The organism is Bacillus sp. LR_5 (assembly GCF_042709275.1).
On record NZ_JAVAXX010000052.1, the window covers coordinates 1 to 15,371 of the forward strand.

Consider the following 15,371-nt stretch of genomic DNA (forward strand, 5'->3'; position numbering starts at 1 on the left):
TTTTGAAATCACGAGTCACGAATGTCTGATTGAAATTGGGTTGGACTAGCGGAGTTTTTAACGGTTTAGAACGGAGGACATTATGTTTGTAGATCAGGTCAAAGTATATGTAAAAGGCGGCGACGGCGGCAACGGTATGGTTGCGTTTCGCCGTGAAAAATATGTGCCGAAAGGCGGCCCTGCCGGCGGTGACGGAGGAAAGGGAGGAGACGTCGTTTTTGAAGTAGATGAAGGTCTCCGCACCCTGATGGATTTTAGATACAAAAAACACTTTAAAGCGATTCGCGGCGAGCATGGCATGTCCAAAAACCAGCACGGACGAAATGCTGATGATATGGTCATTAAAGTTCCGCCGGGCACCGTTGTGACAGACGATGATACGAAACAGGTCATCGCTGATTTAACAGAGCACGGACAGCGGGCTGTCATTGCAAGAGGCGGAAGAGGCGGAAGAGGAAATAGCCGCTTTGCTACACCGGCTAATCCCGCGCCTCAGCTTTCAGAAAACGGCGAGCCGGGAAAAGAACGCTACATTGTTCTTGAATTAAAAGTGCTTGCAGATGTCGGACTTGTCGGGTTCCCGAGTGTGGGAAAATCTACTTTGCTGTCTGTTGTCTCATCTGCAAAACCGAAAATTGCGGACTATCACTTTACAACGCTTGTCCCGAATCTCGGCATGGTTGAAACGGATGACGGACGCAGCTTTGTCATGGCTGATTTGCCGGGGCTGATTGAAGGCGCACACCAAGGCGTCGGACTGGGCCACCAGTTTTTGCGCCATATTGAACGGACGAGGGTTATTGTTCACGTCATTGACATGTCAGGCTTAGAAGGCCGCGATCCGTATGAGGATTATCTTACGATTAACCAGGAGCTGAGCGAGTACAATCTGCGTCTCACCGAGCGTCCGCAAATTATCGTTGCAAATAAAATGGACATGCCGGAGGCTGCGGAAAATCTCGAAGCCTTTAAAGAAAAGTTGACGGATGATTATCCGGTATTCCCGATCAGTGCGGTGACAAGAGAAGGTCTGCGTGAGCTTCTGTTTGAGGTTGCCAATCAGCTTGAGAACACACCGGAATTCCCGCTATATGACGAGGAAGAGCTTACACAAAACCGTGTCATGTACACGATGGAAAATGAAGAAGTGCCATTTAACATTACACGCGATCCAGACGGTGTATTTGTGCTTTCAGGAGACAGCCTTGAGCGGTTATTCAAGATGACTGATTTCTCACGTGATGAATCGGTTAAACGGTTTGCAAGACAGATGCGCGGAATGGGTGTTGATGAAGCACTCAGAGAACGCGGAGCCAAGGATGGAGATATAATCAGGCTTCTGGAATTTGAATTTGAATTTATTGATTAATGAATGTTGGCTGAAAAGAGAGCCTGGTGCCAGGCTCTCTATTTTAAAGGGGGGATGCAAATGAAAGAGGAGACATTTTATCTTGTCCGTGAAGATGTATTGCCCGATGCAATGAGAAAAACATTAGAAGTCAAAAAGCTGCTTGATCGAAAAAAAGCAGATTCAGTAGCAGATGCCGTTCAAAAGGTCGATTTAAGCAGAAGTGCGTTTTATAAATACAGGGATGCTGTTTTTCCATTCTACACCATGGTAAAAGAACAAATTATCACACTTTTCTTTCATTTGGAGGATAGGTCAGGTGCGTTATCTCAGCTTCTTCAGGCGGTAGCTGATTCTGGAAGCAACGTTCTTTCCATTCACCAGACCATTCCGCTTCAAGGCAGAGCAAATGTGACACTGTCTATCAGTACGTCGGCAATGGAAGAAGACATTCATACATTAATGAATAAGCTCAGGAAGTTTGATTTTGTAGAAAAGGTTGAAATATTAGGTTCAGGTGCATAAGGGAGAGAAAATCGTCATGAAAGTCGGTTATTTAGGTCCAGCAGCTACATTTACACATCTAGCAGTCAGTTCTTGTTTTCAAAACGGCGCCGAACATGTTGCTTACCGCACCATTCCGGAGTGTATAGATGCAGCCGTTGCAGGCGAAGTTGATTTTGCTTTTGTTCCTTTGGAAAATGCATTAGAAGGATCTGTTAATCTAACAATAGACTATTTAATACATGAACAGCCCTTGCCAATCGTGGGTGAAATGACGTTGCCGATTCATCAGCACTTGCTCGTCCATCCCTCTAGAGAGAATGCATGGAAAGAGCTCGACAAAATTTACTCACATTCACACGCGATTGCGCAATGCCATAAATTTCTTCATCGACATTTTCCTTCCGTTCCATATGAATACGCCAATTCTACCGGGGCGGCAGCAAAGTTTGTCAGTGACCATCCCGAGCTGAATATCGGGGTCATTGCCAATGATATGGCAGCTTCTACATACGAATTAAAAATCGTGAAACGGGATATACAGGATTATAGGGACAATCATACAAGATTTGTTATCCTGTCTCCTGATGAAAACATATCTTTTGAAGTGAATTCAAAATTGAGTTCTAGGCCCAAAACGACCTTAATGGTCATGCTGCCGCAGGATGATCAGTCCGGGGCGCTGCATAGAGTGCTGTCTGCATTTTCTTGGAGAAATTTAAACTTGTCAAAAATTGAGTCACGTCCGACTAAAACCGGATTAGGCCATTATTTCTTTATTATTGATATTGAAAAAGCGTTTGATGATGTATTGATTCCAGGGGCCATGCAGGAGCTTGAAGCGCTCGGCTGCAAAGTGAAGCTCCTAGGTGCATACCAGTCTTACCAATTATAAAAAAGCCCTCTAGAGGGCTTTTTTTAGTCTTTAATTAAAATGCCGGCTTCTTCGAGGGCTTGGCAAGCTTGATCGATGCGATGTTCATCAGGTGCTGTCAGTGTATGCAGGTGCACGCCGTCGGTCAGCTGTGATAAGTAGGCAGCATTCGTAGAATTGATTTTTTTAATGAAATGGCTAACTTCCTTCCGGGTGCCTACTTGGATGGCTGCAGTTAAATCTCCATACACGGGATGCTCGATTTTTACGTCTTTTACTGTAACGCCTTCGTCGACGATGAGCTGCAGTTCCTCTTCTGTCCGTTCAGGACCGTGCAGACATGCTATGATTCTTTCTGCCTGCTGGTGCTGCTGAGCGGCTGCATCCATGTATACATATCCTTGGCTTGTGGCGATAATCGGTACATTTTTCGCTTTCAAGAGCGATATATCCTGTACAATAACCTGTCTTGAAACGTTCGCTTTTTTTGCGAGTTCTCCTCCTGTCAGCGGTGATTTAGATTCCTTCAGCCACAGAAGAAGCTGGTCACGCCTGTTGGCGCCCATTAGCTTTAATTCTTCGGTCAATATCAAATTCTCCTTTCTTTTGTTCCCAAAGCACTGTAAACGTATGTAATAACTGTTCCAGCTGTTCAGCTGTTGTATGCCTGCCAAAAGAGATGCGGATAAATTGCAGAGCTTCTTGTTCGGTTTTTCTTAATGCCTTCATTGTTTCAGACGGACCGTGGTAACCTGCAGAACAAGCGCTGCCGGTTGAAATGCAAATATTACTCCGATTACATTCTAACATAACATATTGTCCTTCAAATGAGTGAAAAAAACACCCTATAATATGCGGAAGACATTCTGCTTGCGAAGTGTCTGCCGCAAGGGTTACAGGGAGAGACCGAATACGGATTTGGTCTAGAAAGTATGTTCTTAATGCCTCATTGCGGGATATCTGTTTTTCCATTTCGCTTACGATCAATTCTGCAGCGGCAGTGAAGGCACCGATCCCGGGAACATTTACGGTGCCGGCTCTGAATCCGTATTCGTGAGTAGTCAGAGGATAAACGGGTTTCCAAGGGACATCCGGACGGATATAGACCGCCCCTACTCCTTTTGGACCGTGGATTTTATGGCTGGACATTGAGAGTGCATCTACTCCCAGATTTTTTGTATTGATCGGGATCTTTCCAAACGTTTGAACAGCGTCGCAATGAAGAAGAATGCCCTTATTGTGCAGGTATGAAGACAGGCGGTGAATGGGCTGAATGATCCCGGTTTCAGAATTTGCATGCTGAATAGATACAAGGCCTGTTTCCGGCCGGATATGGGCTAGTAATATTTCCTCGGTAATAAGCCCGTATTCATTTGGTTCAATGACTGTTACATCATACCCCTGCTGTTCCAAAAAAGCAGCGCAATTGTGAATGGACTGATGCTCCATGGCAGTCGTAATAAAATGTCTTTTCGTTTTTGGCAGGCCGTTTAGCAATGATTGAATGGCCAGAAAATTGGATTCAGTGCCGCCGCTTGTAAAATAGATGCCGCTTGCTTCTCCGCCAATGATGTTGGCGATTTTTTCACGGCAGTACTCCAGTATGTGCTTTGCTTTTCCTCCTGCATCATGCAGGCTGCTGGCATTTCCGTACATATCCATACTAAGCTTCTGATATACAGTAAGGGCTTCCTCACAAATAGGCGTTGTCGCTGCATAATCTAAATAAATCATCCGGTCTTCCTCCATCCGTTCTCCATAAAAAACTCTTGAGTTTATTTTATCCTTGTGTAAATATAGGTGTCAAGACAGGTGTAAACAACAGGAGGATGGCATATGTCTAAAAAGACGATTGCAGTCATCGGTTCAGGGGCGGCGGCACTTTCCTTAGCTGCAGCTTTCCCGCCCTCATACGAAGTGACTGTTATCACAAAAAAAAGCGTCAAAAACAGCAATTCTGTCTATGCACAAGGCGGGATTGCTGCGGCCTATGCAAAAGATGACTCGATTGAAGCCCATCTGGAGGATACGTTATACGCAGGGTGCGGCCATAATAATTTAGCTATTGCAGCAGACGTATTACATGATGGAAAAATGATGGTTCAAAGCCTATTGGAGCGTGGATTTCCATTCGACCGCAATGAACGAGGCGGTGTTTGTCTTGGAAGAGAAGGGGCCCACTCATACAACCGCATATTTCATGCAGGCGGAGACGCAACAGGCAGGCTGCTTATCGATTATTTGCTCAAACGGATCAACAGCAAAATCAAGTTAATCGAGAATGAAACGGCAGCAGATTTGCTTATAGAGGACGGACGATGTATCGGCGTCATGACAAAAGACAGCAAAGGGCGGCTCAAGGTAAGGCACGCAGACGAAGTTGTGCTGGCTGCCGGCGGCTGTGGAAACCTGTTTCTTCACCATACGAATGATCTTACTGTCACAGGTGACGGTCTTTCTCTGGCTTACCGGGCCGGGGCGGAATTAACGGATTTGGAGTTTACTCAGTTTCACCCGACACTGCTTGTGAAAAATGGTGTTTCCTACGGGCTTGTTTCAGAAGCTGTCAGAGGGGAAGGCGGATGTTTAGTAGACGAAAACGGCCGCAGGATTATGGCTGAACGGCATCCTTTAGGTGACCTGGCCCCAAGAGATATTGTCTCACGGGTTATTCACGAAGAAATGGCAAAAGGAAATCGCGTTTATATAGACTTCAGTGCGATTTCTGATTTTGAAACGCGTTTCCCTACCATCACTGCTATTTGTGAAAAAGCAGGGGTTGATATCCACAGCGGAAAAATTTCTGTTGCTCCGGGAATGCATTTCTTAATGGGAGGTGTTTCAGTTAATCGCTGGGGAGAAACGACAGTGCCGGGGCTTTATGCGATTGGCGAGACAGCATGCTCCGGTTTACATGGAGCAAACCGGCTTGCAAGCAATTCTTTATTGGAAGCGCTGGTATTTGGAAAAAGGGCAGCAGAGCATATTATCCAAAAACCGGTTTATAACAGGCAATATCAATCAGGGCTAGAAACCAGTGTCTTCTACGAGGTGCCGGATATAGAGGTGCATGAACTGCAAAGCAAAATGACAAGCCACATGTCTATTCTGCGGGAACAAAGCAGTTTGATTGAGCTTAGCATCTGGCTTCATACGCTGCCTTTTCAGGAAGTAAATGTGAAGGATATCACAATTCGGCAGATGGAACTTTCTCATCTATGGCAAACTGCAAAGCTGATGACGTTTTCTGCGCTTTTGCGGGAGGAAAGCAGAGGGGCTCACTTCCGCACCGATTTTCCTCATGCTGAGGTGAGCTGGCAAGGAAGACAAATTGTCCATACAAAAAAAGGAACGAAGATCAGAAAAAACGAGGGGATTTGGAACAATGAATCATTTACAGCTGAAAAAATTACTGAATCACTTTTTTCTTGAGGATATTGGGACAGGGGATCTTACATCGCAGTCTATTTTTGGAGAACAGAGCTGTGAAGCGGAGATTGTTGCTAAGTCAGAGGGTATCTTTGCAGGGACTGCGGTGATAAAAGAAGGCTTTGCTTTATTAGATGAAAATGTTCAAATTATTTTGCACAAAAAAGATGGGGACATGTTGCATAAAGGTGAAGTGATTGCCGAGTTACATGGTCCCGCAGCTGCGCTCCTTTCAGGAGAGCGGGTCGTATTAAATCTTATTCAGAGGCTGTCAGGAATTGCGACAATGACAAGAGAGGCTGTTCGGTGTCTGGATGATGAACAGATTAAAATTTGTGACACGAGAAAAACAACACCGGGGCTTAGAATGCTGGAGAAATATGCTGTCAGAGCCGGCGGCGGGTATAATCATCGATTCGGTTTGTATGACGGCATCATGATTAAAGATAATCATATCGCAGCATGTGGCTCTATTTTAGAGGCGTGCAAAAAAGCCCGTCAGGCCGCAGGGCACATGGTAAATATCGAGGTGGAAATTGAAACGGAGGGACAGCTGCGGGAAGCAATTGCAGCTGGCGCGGATGTTATTATGTTTGACAACTGTCCGCCTGATACGGTCCGTCATTTTGCAAAGCTCACACCGGATCATATAAAAACTGAAGCCTCCGGCGGGATTACGTTAGAATCTTTGCCTGCTTTTAAAGGGACGGGTGTGAATTATATTTCATTAGGATTTCTGACTCATTCCGTCAAAAGTTTAGATATCAGCATGGATGTTACGTTATCAAATGAATCTGTGGAGGAATGCCGTTATGTCAATTCTTGATGTGATCAAACAATCGAATGATATGATGCCCGAAAGTTATAAAGAACTATCGAGAAAGGATATGGAAACGCGCGTTGCCGCCATTAAGAAAAAGTTCGGCAGCAGGCTCTTTATACCAGGCCATCATTATCAAAAGGATGAAGTGATACAATTTGCTGACCAAACAGGCGACTCCCTGCAATTGGCCCAAGTAGCGGAAAAAAACAAAGATGCGGATTATATCGTATTTTGTGGTGTTCACTTTATGGCAGAAACCGCCGATATGCTGACAAACGAGCAGCAAACGGTCGTCCTGCCAGATATGAGAGCTGGATGTTCTATGGCTGACATGGCTGACATGCAGCAGACCAATAGGGCATGGAAGAAGCTTCAGCATATATTTGGAGATACGATCATACCTTTAACTTATGTGAACTCCACTGCGGAGATCAAGGCATTCGTCGGAAAGCATGGCGGAGCAACTGTGACTTCTTCGAATGCGAAAAAAGTGCTTGAATGGGCGTTTACACAGAAAAAAAGAATTTTATTTTTGCCTGATCAGCATTTAGGGAGAAATACGGCTTATGATCTGGGCATTGCGCTTGAAGATATGGCTGTGTGGGACCCGATGAAAGATGAATTAGTAGCTGAATCCGGGCATACGAATGTGAAAGTGATTTTGTGGAAAGGGCATTGCTCTGTTCATGAGAAATTCACCACTAAAAATATCCATGATATGAGAGAGCGAGACCCCGACATTCAGATCATTGTGCACCCGGAATGCTCACACGAAGTCGTGACACTAAGCGATGATAACGGATCAACGAAATATATTATCGACACAATCAATCAGGCTCCGGCGGGAAGCAAGTGGGCAATCGGGACAGAAATGAATCTTGTTCAGCGGATCATTCACGAGCATCCAGATAAACAAATCGAATCACTCAACCCTGACATGTGCCCTTGCCTGACAATGAACCGAATTGATTTGCCGCATTTGTTGTGGTCGCTGGAACAAATTGAAAAAGGAGAACCTTCAGGCGTCATCAAGGTGCCAAAAGCCATTCAGGAAGATGCACTCCTTGCTCTGAATCGAATGCTTTCGATCACGTAGATCAGAAATATTTTCCCTTCCTTTACTCATAACTTCTTTTGTTCAGGCATATGTTGTGAAGAAACATATTGTAATCACAGCTGAACTGTTCACGTTTTGCATAGGAGGGGAAAACGTTGAAAATCCATATCGTTCAAAAAGGCGATTCGCTCTGGAAAATAGCTGAAAAGTACGGAGTCGATGTTGAGGAAGTGAAAAAACTCAATACACAGCTTAGCAATCCAGACTTAATCATGCCTGGAATGAAAATAAAAGTGCCGTCAGAAGGAGTCCCGGTCAGAAAAGAGCCAAAAGCGGGCAAAAGTCCTGCGGCCGGGAGTGTGAAGCAAGAACATCCATATGCGAAAGAGAAGCCTAAATCCGTTGTCGATGTAGAAGACACAAAGCCGAAAGAAAAGAAGTCCATGCCGTATGTCCCGCCGATGCCTAATTTGCAGGAAAATGTGTACCCTGAAGCTGATGTGAACGATTATTATGATATGAAACAGCTTTTCCAGCCTTGGTCGCCTCCTAAACCGGAGGAGCCGAAAAAACATCATGACGGAAATATGGATCATATGTATCATATGCAAGACCAATTTCCACAACAGGAGGCTATGAGTAATATGGAAAATGCAAATTATCCGAATATGCCTAATATGCCAAAGGCGCCAGAGGTAGGCGGTGTAGAAGAGGAAAACGTTCATCACACAGTTCCGAATATGCCGATGCCGGCTGTTCAGCCTTATTATCATTATCCGGCTCATTTCGTACCGTGTCCGGTGCCTGTTTCGCCAATTCTTCCAGGATCAGGATTATGCTATCCGTACTATCCGGCACAAGCTTTTCCAATGCATCCGATGCATGGATACCAGCAAGGCTTTGTATCGCCTCAGTATGACCCGGGTTATGAAAACCAGCATCATGAAAACAGCCATCACGGACATTACGGTTCATACGGTGCGCCGCAATACGCATCTCCGGCTTATGGATCTCCGTATGGACATATGCCGTATGGCCCTTATTACGGCACTCCCCAAGTAATGGGAGCATACCAGCCTGCTGCGGCTCATGGTTACATGCCATACAAAGATCATGACGACTGCGGCTGTGACGGTGATCATCAGCCATATTTCTCTGCACCTGGCCACTCGGGAATGGGAGCTTATGGAAGCCCTAATATGCCATATGGCACAGCTAACCCAAATCCAAACCCATATTCGGCAGGAGTTTCTATGCCAATGACGAACCAGCCTTCTGTAAACCAAATGTTTGGCCGGCCGGAAGAAGAAAATGAGTGATCGTTCGGAACGATGTAAATCGTTCCTTTTTTTGTTTTCAAGCTGATCACTGCCAAATGGAGAGAACTGACACGCTTAACATGCCCCCCATACGCACATGATAAAAGCGAGCAAACATGCTCAATTCGTCCACGGGGGGTTTTTCCATTGGGTAAAAAAATGACGATCGCTAGCCTGATTCTAATGACAGCCGGCTTAACAGCATGCGGAGCAAACGATAATGCTATGAATGATACGCGCAATAACGGCAATACCCGTCCAATCGGATATTATACAAATGAAAATGACGCCGATAGACAGGGAGACGGAATCGACCACGATGGTCCTGTTTCTGAATTAATGGAGGATCAGAACGACGGTAACCGAAACACCACGAATGTAAATAACCGTGACCGTGTTACTGCTGACGATCGTGTTCCTTTGGCAACTGACGGAACATATAACAACACGAATAACCGAAACATGAATCGGAATGCAGCGAACAACGGGTATGACAACCAAGAAAACAGAAGACTGGCTGCAAAAATTGCCAACCGTGTGAAACAAGTGAAAAACGTCAATGACACACAAGTTATGGTATCGGATGACCGAGTAGTTATCGCAGTCAAAAGCCACAGAGAGTTCACAAAGTCTGACAGAGATAATGTCGTAAAAGCAGCGCGCAACTATGCAAATGGCCGTGATGTCCAGGTATCAACAGATAAAGGGCTGTTCAGAAAACTTCATAAAATGAACAACCGCTAGGGAAGGAAGGGCTGCCGGAAGTGATATTCGGCAGCCTTTTTCTTTGCATCAGCGAACAATTCCCATTAAAGTGTACATAGAAAATGTAAAAGAAGGTGAAAACATGGCAGGCCATTCCAAGTGGAAAAACATTCAAAAAAGAAAAAATGCACAGGATGCAAAGCGCGGGAAAATATTTATGAAGCTTGCAAAAGAAATCTATGTGGCAGCGAAAGAAGGCGGAGCGGATCCAGAAGCAAATTCAGCATTGCGTCTTGTCATCGAAAAAGCAAAAGGCGCCAATATGCCGAATGAAAATATAGATCGGGCCATTAAAAAAGCTGCGGGAGGCCAAGACGGAAGCAGCTATGAAGAAATCACCTATGAAGGCTACGGCCCTTCAGGGATTGCCGTCATGGTTGAATGCGTAACAGATAATAAAAACCGAACGGCGTCAAATGTGCGGACAGCCTTTAATAAAAATGGCGGAAGTCTGGGAGAAAGCGGATGTGTAGCCTTTTTATTTGAACGAAAGGGGTTCATTACGATAGACCGTACTGAACGGCAAATAGAAGAAGATGAGCTCATGCTTGATGTGCTTGAAGCAGGAGGAGAAGAGCTGCGAATTGAAGAAGACCTATATGAGGTTTTCACAGAGCCTGAGCATTTTGAAGAGGTGAAAACAGCCCTCGAATCGAAATATCTAATTTCTTCGGCGGAGGTGACCATGCTTCCCAATACCTATGCAGAAGCCGATGATCAGGCTGTTGAGAAGCTGGAAACATTAATAGACGTCCTTGAAGATGACGATGATGTTCAAGAAGTGTATACAAACTATCGTTCATAAAAAACCGGCACGAGGTCATATCGGGCCGGTTTTAGTATGTTCAGGAGACACGTTCACTTTCATGAGTGTATTCTTTCTCCCAGAAATCAGCGTTTTTGATACCCAGCGCTTTTGGATCAAAGATCGGGTCTAAGCCCTGCTTCTTTTGGCGCTCATAATCCTTTAAAGCAAGGAGCGCCGGCTTGGCAAGCAGCACAATGGCAATGACGTTCAGCCATACCATAATGCCAAGCCCTGCATCCCCTAATGCCCAAGCAAGTGAAGCTGTTTTCACAGTACCATAGAATGTGGCGGCTAAAATAATCAGTTTTAAGCCAAGCATTGCCCATTTGCTTTCTCTGCCTCGTGCTAAATAGGCGATATTTGTTTCTGCGATGTAGTAATACGCCATAATTGTTGTAAAAGCGAAGAAGAATAAAGCGATGGCAACAAAGCCTGCACCGAATCCGGGAAGAACACTGTCAATTGCCGCTTGTGTGAAACCAGGTCCTGCTTCTACGCCTTTAAGCTGGTGAACGATAAAGGAACCATCTGCAGCCTGGGTATTGTACATGCCGGTAAACAAGATCATGAAAGCTGTAGCGGAACATACAAACAAGGTGTCAATATAAACAGAAAATGCCTGAACCAGTCCCTGCTTGACCGGATGAGAAACTTCTGCAGCGGCTGCCGGATGCGGGCCTGTTCCCTGGCCGGCTTCGTTTGAGTAAATGCCACGTTTAACGCCCCAGGAAATCGCCATGCCGATCAAGCCGCCAAAAGCGGAATCCAATGCAAAGGCGCTTTTGAATATTAATGAGAGCACAGCAGGTAATTCAGACACATTCATGACAATAATAATCAAAGACAGCAGGATATATCCAATGGCCATAAATGGAACAATCATTTGCGCCGCACTGGCAATTCGTTTGACGCCGCCAAAAATAATGAACCCTAATAATAAAACCAGACCACACCCTGTGACGAAAGGAGAGATGCCGAATGCATTTTGGATCCCAGCCGCAATGGAGTTGGACTGTACGCCCGGCATTAGAAAGGCCATTGCAATAAGGGCAGCAGCGGCAAATAAGACGGCAAACCACTTAATGCCTAAGCCTTTTTCTATATAATAAGCAGGGCCGCCCCGATATTGACCGTCTTGTTTTACTTTGTAAATTTGAGCAAGTGTTGATTCTACAAAGGCACTCGCCGCCCCGATAAAGGCAATCGCCCACATCCAGAACACCGCACCGGGTCCGCCGAATGCAATTGCTGTCGCCACTCCCGCGATGTTTCCTGTGCCCACACGGCCGGACAGCGCAATCGATAACGCTTGGAAAGATGAAACGCCGGCTTCAGAGCTCTTGCCTTTGAACATCTGAACAATCATTTCTTTTAAATGTCGGACTTGTAAAAAACGGGTCATAATTGAAAAGGCGAATCCAATTCCCAATAAAATATAAATGACGGGCGTACTCCATAAGACCGCATTCAAACTAGCAACAAAATCTGCCATCAAGCTTCCCCCTCACTTCAAATTCGAATACATGTATAAAAAGGATTTTGGTCTAATCGAACTATTTCTACAATCGATTTGTCACATTATATGACCTGTAATTATCAATAAGAAGAGGAAGGGAAAAAGAAAAAACGCGGCGTATCGACTACGCTGCGTTTTTCTACAGAGGCAAACTTATGGCAATTGTTATAAAATCCTTCAGCAACAAATAGCCTAGTTCAGTCAAACCGTATATAAAGGATAAAGCAATCACAAAATGATTGAAATGCTTGTCATCATTTGTTCCGTTCATCTTATTCATGTTTCATCACCTCACTGACGCCTGCGGCGGTTCTTCACGGATCCAATGATCATCTTTTCGCCAATCATACGTTTCATCAGTATCAAGATGTAAAGTCTGATTGCCGATTTTCACTGTATTGTGATTGATCCACGTCACTGCTGGGCGGCTGTCCGGGTAATTCCAGTAGATTGTTCTCTTGACAAGTGTTTTTTCATTTACAAGTTCACCTCTGGCTGCATCTAAGCTCAAGATGTTTTCGGATACATAAGTGTTTAACGTATAGCTGCCGTCCGGCGATTCAACCGATTGGACGAGATTGCCTTTCGGAACGTTTTTTAGTGAAAATAACATCCAATAGATGGCGCCGCCGAAGAAGACCAGCAGGGCAAACATAATAAGCGGGATGTTGCTGCGTGTCTTAATGTGACTCTCTCCCTTTTTTTCTCTCATTTTACTATATATCGGATTCATATGATCGTTACATGTCTTTAAAATTACATTAATAAAGCAATGATAAGATGAAATAAAGCCAATAAAGGGTGAGGGGAGACAGAAATGGAAAAAACGTATTGTCATTCCGGCGAGAAGGACCCAGAAGCGGTCTACTTAACTGTGAGAGGCTATCGAATTAAGCTGTCGCCTGAACAAATGAAACTGATTTCTGCCGTCAGAAAGTAAAAAATACATGATAAAGGCAGCCGCTTGTGCGGCTGCCTTTTTGATTTAAGAATATTTTCTTTTCCGCTGTGCGAAATGCTTTTGAAACCAATCTTTCTTATATAAAAATGCGATAATCTCCAGCCAAAAACCCGGAATCTTTTTGGGGAATATCGGTTTTTTGTAGAGTGCATGATATGCGGATTTTAAGTCGTCCCACTGCGTGCATGTTTTTGTCTGCTCAAATCTCGCAACATCAATCACCCGCACCGCCCCGGTTTCTGTCAATATCAGATTCCGCAAATGAATATCTGACGGGTTCAGTCCGGCTGCCCGGGCGTCAGAAAGCGCTTCTTCAACCTGCTGAATCATGTCATCACTGATTGCAATGCCTTTCTTCAGACAGTTATAAAAGGTTTCACCTTTAATATATTCCATGAGAATAAATGAATCGCCAGTTTCGTAAATGTCAGGATAGAATGCGGACCCGGCTAATTTTTCATAGATCGCTGCTTCTTTGACTGCTGTCGCTTGATATTCCGGAAAAAATACTTTCAGCGCCATTTTTCGACCGCCTTCTGTTAAGGCAAACACATAGGCGCTTCTTCCCTTGCCGATTAGTGTTAATTCCTCGGATTTCTCTTTGACTTTATCAAATCTGCTGTTCTTGCGGTATATGACGGTATGGGCCAGTGCCTCTGCTTTTGTCAGCATTTCATTCACCTTCTTTGCGCTATTTTATGCAGCTGTTTATAGGAAAATCATAAACTGTTCAGGAAAAAGAGCCTAATTCTAGTGTATCTGGTCTTGAAGAAGAAGGCTACTTATAAGCATGAATTGTGATAAAAGAGACATAGAACGTTTAATTTCCATTCTTGAAAAGCGCTTACAAATGGGATAGTATTAATTTTAAATAAAGCGCTTTCGTGAATGATCAAGGGGGAAGAAGCCATGACAAAACAGATTGTAACAGGGATTATCGGTGCAGGCCGCATCGGCAAACTTCATGTTCAAAATATAAGCCGGATTCCTCACATGAAAATAAAAGCAGTCTCTGACATTCAGGCAAGCCGTATAAAAAGCTGGGCCGACAGTCATCAGATTGAATACATAACCTCTGATTATCGTGATTTATTACATGATCCTGATATTGATGCTATTTTTATTTGCTCTCCTACAGCCGTACATGCACAGATGATCAAAGAAGCAGCCGAGGCGAAAAAGCATATATTTTGTGAGAAGCCCGTTAGTTTCTCTCTGGACGAAACGAGTGAAGCGCTTGCGGCTGTCCGGAAACACGGGGTAACACTTCAAGTCGGATTTAACCGCCGCTTTGATCCTCATTTTAAGAAAATCAAAACGATTGTTGAAAATGGTCAAATCGGTACACCTCATTTATTAAGAATCACGTCCCGGGACCCAGAACCTCCGAATATAGATTATGTCCGTACGTCAGGCGGATTGTTTATGGATATGTCGATCCATGATTTTGATATGGCCAGATATATTATGGGAAGCGAAGTGACGGAAGTGTATGCCAAAGGGGCGGCTTTGGTGAATCCTTCTTTCGCGGAGCTGGGTGATATTGATACAGCTGTTATTACACTGACTTTTGAAAACGGTGCCATGGCTGTGATTGATAACAGCCGCCAAGCTGTGTACGGATATGACCAGCGGGTTGAGGTTTTCGGGACGAAAGGCTCTGCAGCGGCTGACAATAGCAGGCCGACTACGGTTGAGGTGTCAACAGCTGATTTTGTGATGAAGGATAAACCGCATTTCTTTTTCCTTGAACGCTATAAGGATTCATATGAGGAGGAGATTCTCTGTTTTGCAGAAGCGATCGGCACAAACCAGGAGACTCCCTGCACCGGCAATGACGGTTTACAGGCCGGAAGGATCGCCAGAGCAGCACAGCAATCGCTTGCTTTTGGCATGCCTGTTAGCATTGAGCACACTGAAAAAATCGCTTTTTAATCTAACAGGATTACAATTCAGCAAGCTTGGGT

At 44.7% G+C, this 15,371-nt stretch carries 17 protein-coding genes; 11 read left to right on the plus strand and 6 right to left on the minus strand.

Translation table 11 applies throughout. From position 1 onward, the window contains the following. Positions 1 to 82: 82 nt before the first annotated feature. From obgE to pheA, 3 genes are read left to right on the plus strand one after another with little or no spacing between them, the layout of a single operon-like run. Entirely contained in the window at positions 83 to 1,369 is a 1,287-nt protein-coding gene (obgE, locus tag RAC86_RS13200; RefSeq protein WP_003229675.1) for a GTPase ObgE, read from the plus strand. 60 nt (positions 1,370 to 1,429) lie between these two features. Next, a complete protein-coding gene (thrR, locus tag RAC86_RS13205; protein ID WP_003222630.1) occupies positions 1,430 to 1,873 on the plus strand; it encodes a transcriptional regulator ThrR in 444 nt (147 codons plus the stop codon). Positions 1,874 to 1,889: 16 nt separating this feature from the next. After that, positions 1,890 to 2,747 carry a prephenate dehydratase gene (pheA, locus tag RAC86_RS13210; protein ID WP_014477545.1) on the plus strand — a complete coding sequence of 286 codons (858 nt, stop codon included), beginning with the start codon at positions 1,890 to 1,892 and terminating at the stop codon, positions 2,745 to 2,747. A gap of 23 nt (positions 2,748 to 2,770) precedes the next feature. Here the strand turns inward: pheA and RAC86_RS13215 are convergent, their stop codons facing one another. Together RAC86_RS13215 and nifS are read right to left on the minus strand one after the other, a co-directional pair. Beyond that, positions 2,771 to 3,313, minus strand: a complete 543-nt coding sequence (locus tag RAC86_RS13215) for a transcription repressor NadR (protein ID WP_004398582.1) — start codon at positions 3,311 to 3,313, stop codon at positions 2,771 to 2,773. Next, positions 3,273 to 4,460 (minus strand): cysteine desulfurase NifS, encoded by a 1,188-nt coding sequence (nifS, locus tag RAC86_RS13220; RefSeq protein WP_029727121.1) that lies wholly within the window; start codon positions 4,458 to 4,460, stop codon positions 3,273 to 3,275. Before nifS ends, RAC86_RS13215 begins: the two co-directional genes overlap by 41 nt. A 102-nt stretch (positions 4,461 to 4,562) precedes the next feature. Between nifS and nadB the strand changes: the two genes are divergently transcribed. From nadB to RAC86_RS13250, 6 genes are all read left to right on the plus strand, one after another. Next, positions 4,563 to 6,158: an L-aspartate oxidase gene (nadB, locus tag RAC86_RS13225; RefSeq protein ID WP_106073631.1), complete on the plus strand. Its 1,596-nt coding sequence runs from the start codon at positions 4,563 to 4,565 to the stop codon at positions 6,156 to 6,158. After that, positions 6,112 to 6,981, plus strand: a complete 870-nt coding sequence (gene nadC / locus RAC86_RS13230) for a carboxylating nicotinate-nucleotide diphosphorylase (RefSeq protein WP_277708865.1) — start codon at positions 6,112 to 6,114, stop codon at positions 6,979 to 6,981. Before nadB ends, nadC begins: the two co-directional genes overlap by 47 nt. After that, complete coding sequence (nadA, locus tag RAC86_RS13235) at positions 6,968 to 8,074, plus strand: quinolinate synthase NadA (protein WP_377885736.1); 1,107 nt, start codon at positions 6,968 to 6,970, stop codon at positions 8,072 to 8,074. Before nadC ends, nadA begins: the two co-directional genes overlap by 14 nt. Positions 8,075 to 8,190: 116 nt before the next feature. After that, positions 8,191 to 9,354 carry a spore coat assembly protein SafA gene (gene safA, locus RAC86_RS13240; RefSeq protein ID WP_377885737.1) on the plus strand — a complete coding sequence of 388 codons (1,164 nt, stop codon included), beginning with the start codon at positions 8,191 to 8,193 and terminating at the stop codon, positions 9,352 to 9,354. A gap of 147 nt (positions 9,355 to 9,501) precedes the next feature. Further along, entirely contained in the window at positions 9,502 to 10,098 is a 597-nt protein-coding gene (gene sgpA, locus RAC86_RS13245) for a spore germination protein SgpA (protein WP_003245996.1), read from the plus strand. Positions 10,099 to 10,201: 103 nt separating this feature from the next. Beyond that, positions 10,202 to 10,924: a YebC/PmpR family DNA-binding transcriptional regulator gene (locus RAC86_RS13250; RefSeq protein WP_004398802.1), complete on the plus strand. Its 723-nt coding sequence runs from the start codon at positions 10,202 to 10,204 to the stop codon at positions 10,922 to 10,924. Between the two features lie 40 nt (positions 10,925 to 10,964). Here the strand turns inward: RAC86_RS13250 and RAC86_RS13255 are convergent, their stop codons facing one another. From RAC86_RS13255 to RAC86_RS13265, 3 genes are all read right to left on the minus strand, one after another. After that, a complete protein-coding gene (locus tag RAC86_RS13255) occupies positions 10,965 to 12,419 on the minus strand; it encodes an alanine/glycine:cation symporter family protein (protein WP_003229701.1) in 1,455 nt (484 codons plus the stop codon). A 163-nt stretch (positions 12,420 to 12,582) separates the two neighbouring features. After that, positions 12,583 to 12,723 carry a hypothetical protein gene (locus RAC86_RS13260; protein ID WP_029727127.1) on the minus strand — a complete coding sequence of 47 codons (141 nt, stop codon included), beginning with the start codon at positions 12,721 to 12,723 and terminating at the stop codon, positions 12,583 to 12,585. Between the two features lie 6 nt (positions 12,724 to 12,729). Further along, positions 12,730 to 13,281, minus strand: coding sequence for a DUF5412 family protein (locus RAC86_RS13265; RefSeq protein WP_377885741.1), 552 nt, complete (start codon positions 13,279 to 13,281; stop codon positions 12,730 to 12,732). On the opposite strand from RAC86_RS13265, the gene RAC86_RS13270 reads away from it, so the two are divergent. Further along, positions 13,261 to 13,383, plus strand: coding sequence for a hypothetical protein (locus RAC86_RS13270; protein WP_003229707.1), 123 nt, complete (start codon positions 13,261 to 13,263; stop codon positions 13,381 to 13,383). The genes RAC86_RS13265 and RAC86_RS13270 overlap by 21 nt on opposite strands. 45 nt (positions 13,384 to 13,428) lie before the next feature. Here the strand turns inward: RAC86_RS13270 and RAC86_RS13275 are convergent, their stop codons facing one another. After that, positions 13,429 to 14,076, minus strand: a complete 648-nt coding sequence (locus RAC86_RS13275) for a phosphotransferase (RefSeq protein WP_003246159.1) — start codon at positions 14,074 to 14,076, stop codon at positions 13,429 to 13,431. A 237-nt stretch (positions 14,077 to 14,313) separates the two neighbouring features. Between RAC86_RS13275 and iolG the strand changes: the two genes are divergently transcribed. Beyond that, complete coding sequence (gene iolG, locus RAC86_RS13280) at positions 14,314 to 15,339, plus strand: inositol 2-dehydrogenase (protein ID WP_029727129.1); 1,026 nt, start codon at positions 14,314 to 14,316, stop codon at positions 15,337 to 15,339. The last annotated feature ends 32 nt before the right edge of the window (positions 15,340 to 15,371 follow it).